The following is a 12769-nucleotide window of genomic DNA, read 5'->3' as shown; positions in this document are numbered from 1 at the left end:
GCCCGGGCTCAACCCACCTGTGCCGCGCCGCCGTTCGGCTCGCCGAACATCGCCCGCTCCAAGGCCGCGTAGGTCACACCGTGGTCGGCGAGGACCTCCGGGACCACACCCGGCCCGGTGGCGAGTGCCAGCAGGATGTGTTCCGCGCCGATGACCTTGTCGCGCCTGCCCAGCGCGATCCGCAGCGACTTCTCCAGCGTCTGCTTCGCCTCGCGGGTGAAGGCACGGTGACCGGACCACCGGCGCCGGTCCCTGCGGTCCGCGGTCAGCGCCCCGGCCCCATGGGTCTCCTCGACCCGGGCGACAATCTCGCCGACGTCGATCCCCAGACCGGCGAGGGCCTCCTCGTCCGCCCTGGTCATGCCGCCCCGTCGGCGGGCGTCGGCCAGTGACGCCTCGAGCGAGTCCCGCCGGTCCATGACTCCGAGGGCACGGAAGGCGAACGAGGTGCGGGCCCCTTCCAGGTCCAGCAGCGCCAGCAGCAGATGCTCCTGGGTCACGGTGGAGGCCTCGGCCCGCTCCGAACAGGCGGTGGCCCCGATCACCACCGCACGGGCGTCCTTGGTGAACCGCTCGAACATCACAGCCTCCCGTGCTTCTTGTGTACGGCCTGGCGGCTGACGCCCAGTTCCGCCGCGATCTCCTGCCACGACCAGCCCTGGTTGCGGGCGCTTCTCACTTGCACGGCTTCGAGCTGCTCCAGCAGCCGCCGCAGCGCGGCCACGGCGCGCAGCCCGACACGCGGATCACGATCACCGGCGCGCTCGGCGAGATCTGTTGCTTCGGTCATGACTGTCAACGTACATTGACACCGGGCGGGCGTCAACCTTGGTTGACATCAGGGGCAGGGGTGCTTCTCGGGCCCCCAGGTGCCCCGCACATCACCGCGCGCCACCGTCCCGCACAGCAGCACCGTCTGCGACCCCTTCGCGCCGCCGCGCTCCACCGCCGTCAGCTTCTTCTCCGTGACCCGGCCTCCGCCCGCCGCCCCGTGCGCCTCTATCCGCCCGGTGGCCCCGTCGAAGCCCCCGCCGCCGAGACCCTGGAAGAGCACCGCCTGCAGCAGCCCGCGGCCGAGCCGCTCGTCGTGGCCCCCCGTTCCGCGCCACGCCTGGTCGACGCCCTCCGCGAGATAGCGCATCGCGTCCCAGGCCAGCGCCACATGCGCGTCCTGCCGCATCGCGCCCGTGCGGGTGCCGTGGTCGTCGGCGTAGGTGCGGTCGTACGCCGCGAGAAAGGCCGCGGCTTCGCCGCTCGCCCCGGACAGCGCGGGCGCCCTGCCGTGCGAGACGTAGTACAGCGTCAGACCGGAGAAGACCTCCCACGGCCGGCGCTCCTCCGTCAGGGCGTTGGTGACGTCGTCACCGCCGAGCACGCTCAGCTTCGGGCAGTCGCGCGCGTCACGCGTCAACTCGTTCAGGAACAGCTGGAAGTGGCTCCCGCGCCCCGCCCACACCACCGCCGTGCGGGGCTCCTGGGCGACGGCACGGCACACCTCGCGCGCCAGGTCCTCCACGGCGGGCACCGACGGGCCCGTCGGACCGCCGGGGACCGGGGACGGCTCCGGCGCATCCGTCGGCGTGTACAGGAGCATGCCGGTCCGCTCGTCCCCGTAGGCGGCGCGGAACGCGCTCGCGAGGCTCGCGCTGTACGCGTCCGCCGGGTCGGCGATGAGCCGCACCCGCACCGCCTTCCTGCCGCCCACCATCGGAGCGTGCTCGGCGAACGACGCCATGACCTGGCCGGCGCGGGTGTCGGTCGGCGCGGTCTGGTAGTAGTGCTCGCCCTGCCGGAGCAGTTCGTCGGCGGTGCCCGAGGTGCCGACCATCGGCAGGCCCGCCGCGTGGAGGATGCGCATCGCCTCGTAGGTCCGGCGCCGGCTCTGGCCGAAGCCGACGACCCCGACGATCGAGCCGTCCTTCTCCGCGAGATCGACGATCCGCCGGGCCACCGCCGGGGCGTCCTTGAACCGGTCCCCCGCGTTCGCGGCCAGCACCCGCAGCGGCACCCGCTCGCCGGAACGCAGCGCCTGCGCGTTCACATACGCCTGGGCGAGCGCGAGTCCGCGCAGCTCGGCGAGCGTGCCACCGCGCACCGGGTCCTCCGCGTCCTTGCCGCCGCTGAGCGGGCCGAAGTAGACGACCGTACGGGCGCGCGGGCGCGGATCGTCGTCGGCCCGGCCGGAGAGCTCCTTCTCGACCTGTTCGTTCTGCTGCTCGATGCGCTGCAGCACGTCGCGTACGGCCCGTTCGCTGTCCCCGGTGCCGAACGACGCCGCGCCCTCCGCGACACCGACGCACTGCCCGTCCGTGCCGAGGAACGTGGAGCCGAGGCACGGGTCGGGTCCGACGTTCGTGAACGGCACCCCGGCGAGCAGGCCGCCCGTCACCACCAGGGCGAGCACACACACTCCGAGCGCGGCGGCCACCTCGGCGCCCGGCCCCCAGCGCAGGGTGGGCGGGGCGAGCGTCGGCCAGCGGCCCAGCCAGTACGTCGCCGCCTGGTCGTCCTCCGGGCCCTCCGCGACCGGCACCACCATCCCCGACGGCCGGCCCGGCGGGGTGCCGCGCTGGGCGATGTTGGCCAGATCCGCCCCGGCGGCGGACAGGCCAGGGACCTCGATGTCCGGGATCCGGCTGGCGAGGGTACGCACCCCGGCGGCCACGGCCACCACCGATGTGCACCTCAAGTCCTCCATCGCCGACCGCAGTTCCCGCAGGAACCGCTGGATCCGCGACTCGGCGGGGCCCGCCTCCTCCACCAGGAGCACGAAGCGGCTGACCCTGCGCCGCCGCCACGGGTTGAAGGCCCTCTTGCGTCCCGCGGCCTCCAGGTCGGCGAGCAGAGCGTGCACAAGGATGCGGTCGAGCTGCTCGGGGTCGCCGTCGGGCCCTCCGCCGACCAGGTCGAGCGCGGAGCGGAAGAAGTCCGCGGGCGGGGTGCCCTGCTGCTGCCGCACCCACTCCGCGTACCAGCGCCGTCCGCCGGAGCGGCCGCGGCCCAGCATGCGGCGGCCCGCCCGCCGGCCGTACAGGGCGCGCGGCAGCCGCTGGAAGAGCGGGCCCGCGATGAAGTTCCAGAGCAGTTCCAGCAGGGTGCCGCCGCTGGCCTGATCCCGGCCGCCGAGCCACCACAGGCCGCGGGCGAGCGCCGACACCTGGCGGTGCTCCGCGTAGCAGTGGTCGCGCAGCTCTCCCGGCCGCCGCTCCATCAGTCCCCCGGCGGCGGGCGCGCCGACAACGGCCCGCAGCAGGCGGTACGAGGGCAGCCTCAGCCGTCCCGTGCCGGGAGGCATGGATTCGTCGAGCTGGAAGGCGATCTGCTCGAACAGGTCGAGCGGCACCTGTGCCGCGTCCCCGGGTGCGTCGGGCACCCACGCGTGCGGCGCGAGCCGCCCCTCGCGCCCGCGCAGCCGGGTCCGTAACCCGGCGACGATCCGGCGCCCCGCCTGCCCGCCGTCCGGCTCGCTCAGCAGCACGACGGGCACCTGGCTGCGGGTGCGGCGCGGCTGGACGACAAGTTTGTCGAAGGCGTCGACAAAACGCTCGACGCCCGGATAGGCCGGAATACGGCTGTTCTGCTCCCCCGTTGACACGATTCTCCCTCCCCTTCACGCGCGACGGCGTGAGTGACAAATGTGGTGCCCCGCATCAGGGGCGGGCAACCGTCCTCGCGGAACCGTCGGCGCCGGGCGGACCGGGCGGCGTACGGTGTGCGACGTGATCGACTTCCGTACGGGCGCCCCCGTGGCCGGCCGCCTCGACGTCCGGTGGCACGCCGGACATCCCTCGCCCGCGGACGATCCCGCGCCGGCGATCCAGGTCCACGCGTACTCCGAGCACACCTTGGTCCTGCGCCAGAACAAGTCCGTCCACTTCGAGGCGCCGTTCCTGTTCCTGCTGTTCGGAAACGAACGGGCGCTGCTGCTGGACTCCGGCGCGACCGCCGACCCCGCCGACATGCCGCTGCGCGCCACGGTCGACGCACTGATCGATGAATGGCTGCGGCTCCATCCGCGGGAGGGGCGGGAGGAGTACGGGCTGATCGTGGCCCACACGCACGCGCACGGCGACCACACCGCCGGCGACGGGCAGTTCGCGGACCGCCCGCACACCGAGACCGTGGGGCCGTCGCGGGCCGAGGTGATCTCGTACTTCGGCTTCGAGCAGTGGCCGCTGCGCCCCGCGGAGCTGGACCTGGGCGGACGGGTGCTCGATCTGCTGCCGGGCCCCGGCCACGAGGAGTCCGCCGTCGTCTTCCACGACCGGCACACCGGCCTCCTCCTCACCGGCGACTCGCTCTACCCGGGCCGCCTGTACATCACGGACCTGGCCGCTTTCACCGCCACCGTCGACCGGCTGCTGGCCTTCTGCGGGACGAACCCGGTGACGCACGTCCTCGGCTGTCACATCGAGATGACCCGCACCCCGGACCAGGACTATCCGCGCGGCACCACATATCAGCCGGACGAGCCGCCACTCGAGCTGACGCCGGGACACCTGCGCCGACTGCGCGAGGCGCTCACCTCCGGCCGGAGCCAGAGCGGCGACTTCATCGTGGTGTACGAGGACTGACGACAACGCCGACACGCGCACCCGGCCGGCCATGGACGCGCACGATGTCCGCCCGGTGCGCCGGGACGCCGGAGACCGGGGTCCACGCCTGGCCGGTCACCTCGACACGCCAACCGCTCGCGCTCGGCGGCAGCGAGATCTCCGTCGTACCCGGCTTCGCCCGGTACTCGAGCCGATAGGTCGCGCTCTGAGGGGCGTACGTGTCGACGGAGACCCGCCCGGCCACGGCCGCGGCGTACGGTGCGGCGGTCTGCTCCTTGTTGGTACGGAACCGGCCCTGCGCGTCGACCGCGCAGTATCCGCCGCCGTAGCACCAGACATAGCCCGCCCAGCCGGAGCTGTAGCGGTTCAGGGAGGCCAGGGCCTCACGGTAGAAGCGGCCCATGTTCGGCAGGGCGTTGTTCAGCGGGCCCCACTCACCGACGACGACCGGCACGCCGTGCTGCGCGGGATACGCGGTCACGGCACGCTCGTACGCCTCGATCCAACCGGCGGCGGGGTCGTAGTCCGCGCCGGCCTCCATGGCGGTGTTGTAGAAGTGGGGCGCGTAGACCGTCCTCGGATCCTCGATCCGGCCGAGCCCGGTCGGCACGCCCTCGCCGACGATCGGGGTCGGCTCCACGAAGATCCAGTTTTCCCGGTCCACGGAACGGACCGCGTCCGCCAGCCGGTTGTACATCGGCGTGAGCTGCTCGGCCTCGATGCGCCGCGCGGCTGTCGGCAGGTCCTCGCCCTCCGCGATCTCGCCCATGGGCTCGTTGATCAGGTCGTAGCCGATGACGGCGGGATGGTCCTCGAAACGGCCGGCGAGCACACGCCACATGCGCCCCTGGGCGCGTCGCAGGTCGGGGTCCTCGTAGAGGTGGGTGAACGCGCGCTGCACGGCGGGCTCGAAGTACTCGGCGAACCAGTCGTCGGGGTGCGGGGTGAAGGGCAGCCCGTCGGTCCTGGTCGCCCACTCGGGAATGCCGCGGTGCCCGAAGGCGGGTCCGAAAACGTCCTGATGGGCGTCGAGGAGGACCTGGATGCCGTGCTTCCTGGCCCAGTCGAGTACGCGCTCGATCTTGCGGAGGTACGCCTCGCTGTACTGCCCGCGCACCGGCTCCAGATCGTCCCAGAAGATCAGCAACCGGGCGAAGTTGAAGCCGGCGGCGCGCAGGTCCCGGAAGTGCCTCTCGGTGACGGAGGACAGGGCGGCCTCACCGCGGTGCACCTTGTCCTCGACGTTCCAGCCCCGCAGGGTGAGGACACGGCCGCGGTCGTCCGTCAGCGGCGGTATCCGGGCGTCCTGGGCCGGCGCCACCACCGTGGCACCGGCCGCCTCCGAGGAGGTCCCCGCCGCCGTGGCACCGGCCGCGTCCGGGGTCCCCGCCACCGTGAGGACGGCACTGCAGAGAGCGACAGCAGTCAGTACACGAGTCGTTCGGCTCGTACGCATGGGACGGATCCCATCAGCCGAACTGACACACCATCAAGAGTTCGTCAGGACAATCTTCCCGAACAGATCGCCGGACGCGATCTTCTCGAAGCCCTCCCTGGCGCGGTCCAGCGGCAGCACCTCGTCGATCACCGGCCGCACGCCCGTTGCCGCGCAGAACGAGAGCAGGTCCTCCAGCTCGTCCTTCGAGCCCATGGTCGAGCCGACGACCTTCAGCTCGAGGAAGAAGATCCGGGTGAGCTCGGCGTGCGAGGGGCGATCGCCGCTCGTCGCACCGGAGATCACCAGAGTGCCGCCGGGCCGCAGCGACTTGACCGAATGCGACCAGGTCGCGGCGCCGACGGTCTCGATGACGGCGTCCACGCGCCGCGGCAGCCGCGCGCCCGGCTCGTACGCCTCCTCCGCGCCCAACTCGACGGCACGCTTGCGCTTGGCCTCGTCGCGGCTGGTGGCGTACACCCGTAGGCCCGCGGCCTTTCCGAGCACGATCGCGGCGGTGGCCACACCGCCCCCCGCGCCCTGCACGAGGACCGAATCGCCGGGCCGCACCCCGGCGTTGGTGAAGAGCATGCGGTAGGCGGTGAGCCAGGCCGTCGGAAGACAGGCGGCCTGCTCGAAAGTGAGCTCCTTGGGCTTCGGCAGCACGTTCCACGTCGGGACGCTGACCTGCTCGGCGAAGGTGCCCTGGTAACGCTCGGTGAGGATGGAGCGGGGCTCGTCGGGGCCGACGCCGTGCCCGCTCTGCCCGATGACGGAGTGGAGCACCACCTCGTTCCCGTCCTCGTCGACGCCTGCGGCGTCGCAGCCGAGGATCATCGGCAGCTTGTCCTCTGCGAGCCCCACCCCGCGCAGCGACCAGAGGTCGTGGTGGTTGAGGGAGGCGGCCTTGACGGTCACTGTCGTCCAGCCGGGCCGGGCCTCGGGAGCCGGGCGTTCGCCCAGTTCGAGGCCGTTCAGCGGCTGGTCGCGGTCGATGCGTGCGGCGTAGGCGGCGAACATGACCTTGACCATAGGACGGGCCGGTGCGTGGCGGAACCACACACCGGTGTGACACGCGTCCCTGTGCCCGGGTCCGGCCGGCGACAGATCCCACGGCCGCCAGGCCGTAGGGGGAGATCGAGGCGCGACAGCAACTCAAGCCCCTGGCGATCGAGGCGCGAAGGCATCACAAGCCCCCGGCAATCGAGGCGCGGGGTTCGGGGCGGCGCCCGACAAGGCCGCCCACCGGCCCCCGCCGGCGACAGCCCGCCCGCACAGGCACAACGCCCCGCCCGCAACGGCAGAAGAACGGGCCGCGTCACCCCCCGCACGGGGACAACACGGCCCGACCCGGAATCCGGACGTCACACGTCAGCGACGTGCGACCCCCTCTGCCCGCGCAGCCGCCGCCACCGCCGCGGTGACCGCCGGCGCGACGCGCTCGTCGAAGGGCGACGGGATCACGTAGTCCGCGGACAGCGCGTCACCGACGACGTCCGCCAGCGCGTCCGCCGCCGCGATCTTCATTCCCTCGGTGATCCGGGATGCCCGCACCTGCAGCGCACCCGCGAAGATGCCCGGGAAGGCGAGGACGTTGTTGATCTGGTTCGGGTAGTCCGAGCGGCCCGTGGCCACGACGGCCGCGTACTTGTGCGCGACGTCGGGGTGGACCTCCGGGTTCGGGTTGGCCATGGCGAAGACGAACGAGCCGGGCGCCATCGAGGCGACCGCCGCCTCCGGCACCGTGCCGCCCGAGACGCCGATGAAGACGTCCGCGCCGGCCAGTGCGGTCTCCAGCGACCCGGAGAGCCCCGCCCGGTTGGTGATCTCGGCGAGCTCCCGCTTGACCGGGGTCAGGTCCTCGCGGTCACGGCTGACGATGCCCTTGCGGTCGGCGACCGCGACATCGCCGAGGCCGGCCTCCAGCAGGAACTTCGCGATGGCCACACCGGCCGCGCCCGCGCCCGAGATGACGCCGCGCAGCTCGCCGAGCTCCCGCCCGGTCAGCTTGGCGGCGTTGCGCAGCGCGGCGAGCGTCACGACCGCCGTGCCGTGCTGGTCGTCGTGGAAGACGGGGATGTCGAGGCGCTCCTGGAGCTTGCGCTCGATCTCGAAGCACCGGGGTGCCGAGATGTCCTCGAGGTTCACTCCGCCGAACGAGGGCGCGAGACGCACGACGGTCTCGATGATCTCGTCCGTGTCGGTGGTGGCGAGGGCGATCGGGACCGCGTCCACGCCGCCGAACTGCTTGAAGAGGATCGCTTTCCCCTCCATGACCGGGAGGGATGCCTCCGGTCCGATGTCTCCGAGACCGAGCACCGCCGTCCCGTCCGTCACAACGGCGACGACCTGTGACTTCCAGGTGTAGTCGTGGACGAGCTCGGGCTGCTCGGCGATGGCGGTGCACACCTTGGCAACGCCGGGTGTGTACGCGAGGGACAGGTCGTCCTTGTTCCGCACCGGCACAGTGGCCTGGACGGCCATCTTGCCGCCGCGGTGCAGTGCGAACGCCGGATCGAAGGGCTCGTCGGCACTCTCCGTTTTGGCGCTGTCACTGCGAGGATTGACGATCTCCGCTGCCATGTTGGTTGACCCCTTAAGTCTTCATCAGTTGAGGGTGGCCACTCCTGGTTGAGGAGGGGTGGGCGGGCACCGCGTCCGTTACCTGCACTGGGACGGTTGGCCCGCCCAGGCAGGGGGTGTCACGCACGCGCGGGCGCGCCGCACACGCGCCCTGAGCCCCGGATGAGGGGTGTAAGGATCCTTCTTACCGGACGGACCACGCCCCGGACGAGTCGGTATCGCCTCGGTGACGCGGTTCATAGCCCTGAACCCGGACAAGCGCACCACGTGCGGCGCAACCCGTCCAGAAGGCAAGACGGCCGGAGATTTTCCGGCCGGGAAGACGCTTTCCAGCGAATGGTCCGGCCTTGATGTACCGGCCCGCCGGGGTTCGGGGGTATCCCGTTACCCGATTTTGACATGCGTGGCCCCCTGAATGGGCTCGTCCGAATGGCAGGATGCCGAAAACACACAAGGTCGCGACACTCGAAGATGAGTGCAGTACGACCTGGTAACTCCACTTTCACCCGCCGGAGGACCCCGATCATGACCGCAAGCACCACGCGCCGTACGACCGCTGCCAAGTCCCGGATAGCCGCGGTCAGCGCCATCGCGGTCGCCGGCGCCATGCTGCTGACCGCGTGCGGCGACCAGACGGACAGCGGCCCGAAGGAGTCGGAGACGAAGGGCAACGCTTCCGCCGCGCCGCTCGCCGACAAGCTCCCCAAGGAGATCCGCGACAAGGGCGTCATCAAGGTCGGATCCGACATCGCGTACGCGCCGATGGAGTTCATGGACGAGAAGAACAAGCCGGCGGGCGTCGACATCGACATCGCCAACGCGCTGGGCAAGGTCCTCGGCGTGGAGTTCCAGTTCGAGAACTCCACCTTCGACCAGCTTGTCCTGGGCATGAACAACGGTCGCACCGACATCGTCATGTCGTCGATGACCGACACCAAGGAGCGCCAGCAGGGTGCCAGCGACGATGCCAAGGGCGGCGCCGACTTCGTCAACTACTTCCAGGCCGGCTCCGCGATCCTGGTCCAGAAGGGCAACCCCAAGAAGGTCAGCACGCTGGACGACCTGTGCGGTCTGACGGTCGCGGCCCAGCGCGGCACGGCGAACGAGACCCTGCTGAAGGAAACGCAGAAGAAGTGCGGCTCCGACAAGATCAAGCCGTTCATCTCCGACCAGGACACCGACTCGATCACGCAGCTCCAGACCAAGCGTGCCGACGCCGTGATCACCGACTTCCCGGTCGCCCTCTACAACGAGCTGAACGCCGGTGGCGGCAAGCTCTTCGAGGTCGTCGGTGAGCAGATCGACGCCGCGCCTTACGGCATCGCGGTCAGCAAGAAGAACACGCAGCTTCGTGACGCCCTTCAGGCAGCCGTCCAGAAGATCATCGACGACGGCTCGTACGCCGAGGTGCTGAAGGAGTGGAAGGCCGAGAGCGGCGCCATCGAGAAGGCCACGGTCAACGCGGGCAAGTGACGACCGCTCATCGCCGCACCCTCCATCATGTAAGGCAGCAACCCTATGACTGACCCCCTCGACAAGGCGCCCGCCGCCGTCCCACCGGACGACGGCGGGACCACCTCCCCCCGTAAGGTCCCCGCCGCGCACTCCGGACCCATCAAGGCGGTTCCGGTACGCCACTACGGGCGCTGGATCAGCGCCGTCGTGGTGCTCGGGCTCCTCGCCTTGCTGGTGAGGGCGTTCGCCGACGCCCAGATCCAGTGGAGCGTCGTCGGTGAGCAGATCACCAACGGCACGTTCGCCTGGGGCGCCTGGGAGACTCTCAAGATCACCGTCTACTCGATGGTGATCGGCGTGGTCCTCGGCGCGATCCTGGCCGTCATGCGGCTCTCGCCCAACCCGGTGCTCTCGTCCGTGGCCTGGGGCTACATCTGGTTCTTCCGCGGCACCCCGGTGCTGGTGCAGATCCTGCTGTGGTTCAACCTCTCGCTGGTCTTCCAGTACCTCGACCTCGGTTTCATCTACAAGGACGAGATGAACCAGGTCATGACGCCGTTCGTGGCGGCGCTGCTGGCGCTCGGCCTGAACGAGGCCGCGTACATGGCCGAGATCTGCCGGGCCGGCATCCAGTCGGTCGACTCGGGGCAGACCGAGGCGGCGCACGCGCTCGGCATGAAGGGCGGCAAGACGATGCGGCGCATCGTGCTGCCACAGGCCATGCGGGTGATCATTCCGCCGACCGGCAACGAGTTCATCAACATGCTCAAGACCTCCTCGCTGGCGTTCGCCATCGGGTACGGCGAGCTGTTCCTGCGGGGCCGTGAGTTCGGCTCCCGGACGCTGGCCATCATGGAGGGATACATCGTGATCTCGCTCTGGTACCTGGCGCTGACCACCGTGTTCAGCGTCGGCCAGTACTACCTCGAGCGGTATTACGCCCGCGGTTCGAGCCGTTCGCTCCCGCCGACGCCGCTGCAGCGGCTGCGGAAGCAGCTGTCCTCGTTCCGTGTACAGAGCAACGTCGGAGGCGTGAAGGTATGAGCTCCCAGACGACGCAGCCGATGGTGAAGGCCGAGAACGTCCACAAGTCCTTCGGCCATGTGAAGGTCCTGAAGGGCATCGACCTCGAGGTCGCCCCCCGTGAGGTGTTCTGCCTGGTCGGTCCGTCCGGCTCCGGCAAGTCGACCTTCCTGAGGTGCATCAACCACCTGGAGAAGATCAACGGCGGCCGCCTCTCGGTCGACGGCCGGCTCGTGGGCTACCGCGAGAAGGGCGACAAGCTCTACGAGCTGAAGGAGAAGGAGGTCGCGGCGCAGCGCAGGGACATCGGCATGGTCTTCCAGCGCTTCAACCTCTTCCCGCACATGACGGCTCTCGCGAACGTCATGGAGGCGCCGATCCAGGTCAAGCGCGAGTCGAGGTCCGTGGCCCGCGAGCGCGCGCTGCGACTGCTGGACCGGGTCGGGCTGGCCGACAAGGCCGGCAACTACCCGTCCCAGCTCTCCGGCGGCCAGCAGCAGCGCGTCGCCATCGCGCGTGCGCTGGCGATGGAGCCGAAGCTGATGCTCTTCGACGAGCCGACGTCTGCCCTCGACCCGGAGCTGGTGGGCGAGGTCCTGGACGTGATGCGCGGTCTCGCCGAGGACGGCATGACGATGATCGTCGTCACGCACGAGATGGGCTTCGCGCGCGAGGTCGGCGACGCGCTCGTGTTCATGGACGACGGCGTGGTGGTCGAGTCCGGCCACCCGCGCGACGTCCTGACCAACCCGCAGCACGACAGGACGAAGTCCTTCCTCTCGAAGGTGCTGTAGAGCGGACGCATGAAGGGGCGGTACGGACACAGGTCCGTACCGCCCCTTCGCGCATCTCTGCTTCAGGACCAGCGTCTCGCTACTTCAGTGCCAGGACCAGCGCGTCGCTCGGCGACGCCCACACCGGGCGTGCCTCGTCGAAGCCGGCGTCGCGCAGGGCCTCGGCGTGCCATTGGGCGGAGGGGGTGTCGCCGTCGGCGTGCTCGCCGTAGATGCGGAACCGCTCCGCGGTCGGTTCGGCGAGAACCGGGTCCTTGGCGGCGAGTGCCCACCAGTCGGCCCAGTCGAGGGCGCCGGCCGCCCTGGCCCGGTCCATGCCGGTGTGCCGGTGGGCGCGCTCGGCGGCGTTGATGCGGGGCGTGGACTCGTCCTTCATGTGGTCGGCGTTCATGAAGACGCCGCCGTCGCGCACGAGCGTGGCGATCCGGCCGTAGAGGGCGGCGAGCGGTTCGCTGTGGAGCCAGTGCAGCGCGGTGGCGGTGAGCACGGCGTCGTACGAGGTGTGCGGCAGGGCCGCCGTCCAGCCCGGGTCCTTGAGGTCTGCGGTGACGAAGGTGACGCGCTCGTCCCCGGCGAAGTAGCCCCGGGCAATGGTCAACAGCGCGGGGTCGAGGTCGACCCCCGTACTGGTGGCATTCGGGAACCGCTTGAGGAGCCGGTCGGTGATACTCCCCGTACCGCACGCAAGATCCAGCACCCTCGGTTCGGGGCCGACCGTGGCCTCGACCATGTCCAGCATCACCCTGAACCGCTCCTCGCGGTCGGGCATGTACCACTCCTGCTGCCGGTCCCAGCTCGCCTGCCAGGCCGCCCAGTCGGCGCCCGTCACCGCGCCCGACACCGCATCCGTTTCTGTCCCGCCCACCGGAATCCTCCCGTCCGTAATACCCTCGAAGCATAAGCAGCCGTTACTTCTACCCTAG

The 12769-nt window shown here is 70.6% G+C and carries 11 protein-coding genes; 4 read left to right on the top strand and 7 right to left on the bottom strand.

Annotation, left to right across the window (positions count from 1 at the left end; genetic code table 11):
- Positions 1 to 8: 8 nt before the first annotated feature.
- The 3 genes from ACIQ7Q_RS03710 to ACIQ7Q_RS03700 are packed head-to-tail and all read right to left on the bottom strand — an operon-like array spanning position 9 to position 3595.
- A complete protein-coding gene (locus ACIQ7Q_RS03710; protein ID WP_403855862.1) occupies positions 9 to 581 on the bottom strand; it encodes a Clp protease N-terminal domain-containing protein in 573 nt (190 codons plus the stop codon).
- Positions 581 to 790 carry a helix-turn-helix domain-containing protein gene (locus ACIQ7Q_RS03705; protein ID WP_005312042.1) on the bottom strand — a complete coding sequence of 70 codons (210 nt, stop codon included), beginning with the start codon at positions 788 to 790 and terminating at the stop codon, positions 581 to 583. The genes ACIQ7Q_RS03710 and ACIQ7Q_RS03705 overlap by 1 nt, the downstream gene beginning before the upstream one ends.
- Before the next feature lie 48 nt (positions 791 to 838).
- The gene (locus tag ACIQ7Q_RS03700) at positions 839 to 3595 is read right to left on the bottom strand and encodes an ABC transporter substrate-binding protein (RefSeq protein WP_403855860.1); all 2757 of its coding nucleotides are present in this window, start codon (positions 3593 to 3595) and stop codon (positions 839 to 841) included.
- A 124-nt stretch (positions 3596 to 3719) separates the two neighbouring features.
- Here ACIQ7Q_RS03700 and ACIQ7Q_RS03695 point away from each other — a divergent pair, with 124 nt between their 5' ends.
- A complete protein-coding gene (locus ACIQ7Q_RS03695) occupies positions 3720 to 4574 on the top strand; it encodes an MBL fold metallo-hydrolase (protein ID WP_403855858.1) in 855 nt (284 codons plus the stop codon).
- On the opposite strand, the gene ACIQ7Q_RS03690 is transcribed toward ACIQ7Q_RS03695, so the two are convergent.
- The 3 genes from ACIQ7Q_RS03690 to ACIQ7Q_RS03680 all read right to left on the bottom strand — a co-directional run bounded on the left by ACIQ7Q_RS03690 (position 4552) and on the right by ACIQ7Q_RS03680 (position 8574).
- Positions 4552 to 6012, bottom strand: a complete 1461-nt coding sequence (locus tag ACIQ7Q_RS03690; RefSeq protein ID WP_403855856.1) for a glycoside hydrolase family 5 protein — start codon at positions 6010 to 6012, stop codon at positions 4552 to 4554. The genes ACIQ7Q_RS03695 and ACIQ7Q_RS03690 overlap by 23 nt on opposite strands.
- 33 nt (positions 6013 to 6045) lie before the next feature.
- A complete protein-coding gene (locus ACIQ7Q_RS03685) occupies positions 6046 to 7011 on the bottom strand; it encodes a zinc-binding dehydrogenase (RefSeq protein WP_403855854.1) in 966 nt (321 codons plus the stop codon).
- Positions 7012 to 7362: 351 nt separating this feature from the next.
- Positions 7363 to 8574: an NADP-dependent malic enzyme gene (locus ACIQ7Q_RS03680; RefSeq protein WP_403855852.1), complete on the bottom strand. Its 1212-nt coding sequence runs from the start codon at positions 8572 to 8574 to the stop codon at positions 7363 to 7365.
- 525 nt (positions 8575 to 9099) lie between these two features.
- Here ACIQ7Q_RS03680 and ACIQ7Q_RS03675 point away from each other — a divergent pair.
- Genes ACIQ7Q_RS03675 through ACIQ7Q_RS03665 form a run of 3 tightly spaced genes read left to right on the top strand, consistent with a single transcriptional unit; the run spans position 9100 to position 11846 of the window.
- A complete protein-coding gene (locus tag ACIQ7Q_RS03675) occupies positions 9100 to 10047 on the top strand; it encodes an ABC transporter substrate-binding protein (RefSeq protein WP_403855850.1) in 948 nt (315 codons plus the stop codon).
- Positions 10048 to 10092: 45 nt separating this feature from the next.
- Entirely contained in the window at positions 10093 to 11073 is a 981-nt protein-coding gene (locus tag ACIQ7Q_RS03670) for an amino acid ABC transporter permease (protein ID WP_403855848.1), read from the top strand.
- On the top strand, positions 11070 to 11846 hold the full coding sequence (locus tag ACIQ7Q_RS03665; protein ID WP_403855846.1) for an amino acid ABC transporter ATP-binding protein: 777 nt from the start codon (positions 11070 to 11072) through the stop codon (positions 11844 to 11846). Before ACIQ7Q_RS03670 ends, ACIQ7Q_RS03665 begins: the two co-directional genes overlap by 4 nt.
- A 79-nt stretch (positions 11847 to 11925) precedes the next feature.
- Here ACIQ7Q_RS03665 and ACIQ7Q_RS03660 read toward each other — a convergent pair whose 3' ends face one another.
- Positions 11926 to 12717 carry a class I SAM-dependent methyltransferase gene (locus tag ACIQ7Q_RS03660; RefSeq protein ID WP_403856423.1) on the bottom strand — a complete coding sequence of 264 codons (792 nt, stop codon included), beginning with the start codon at positions 12715 to 12717 and terminating at the stop codon, positions 11926 to 11928.
- Positions 12718 to 12769 lie beyond the last annotated feature (52 nt).

The organism is Streptomyces sp. NPDC096176, from assembly GCF_044763255.1.
Taxonomy (GTDB): Bacteria; Actinomycetota; Actinomycetes; order Streptomycetales; family Streptomycetaceae; genus Streptomyces.
Note: the sequence above shows the minus strand (reverse complement) of the source record. Positions and strands in the feature narration are given on the sequence as shown.

Coding starts and splice junctions, on each gene's coding strand:
- ACIQ7Q_RS03710 (WP_403855862.1), bottom strand. CDS start 581: ATGTTCGAGCGGTTCACCAAGGACGCCCGTGCGGTGGTGATCGGGGCC.
- ACIQ7Q_RS03705 (WP_005312042.1), bottom strand. CDS start 790: ATGACCGAAGCAACAGATCTCGCCGAGCGCGCCGGTGATCGTGATCCG.
- ACIQ7Q_RS03690 (WP_403855856.1), bottom strand. CDS start 6,012: ATGCGTACGAGCCGAACGACTCGTGTACTGACTGCTGTCGCTCTCTGC.
- ACIQ7Q_RS03685 (WP_403855854.1), bottom strand. CDS start 7,011: ATGTTCGCCGCCTACGCCGCACGCATCGACCGCGACCAGCCGCTGAAC.
- ACIQ7Q_RS03680 (WP_403855852.1), bottom strand. CDS start 8,574: ATGGCAGCGGAGATCGTCAATCCTCGCAGTGACAGCGCCAAAACGGAG.
- ACIQ7Q_RS03675 (WP_403855850.1), top strand. CDS start 9,100: ATGACCGCAAGCACCACGCGCCGTACGACCGCTGCCAAGTCCCGGATA.
- ACIQ7Q_RS03670 (WP_403855848.1), top strand. CDS start 10,093: ATGACTGACCCCCTCGACAAGGCGCCCGCCGCCGTCCCACCGGACGAC.
- ACIQ7Q_RS03665 (WP_403855846.1), top strand. CDS start 11,070: ATGAGCTCCCAGACGACGCAGCCGATGGTGAAGGCCGAGAACGTCCAC.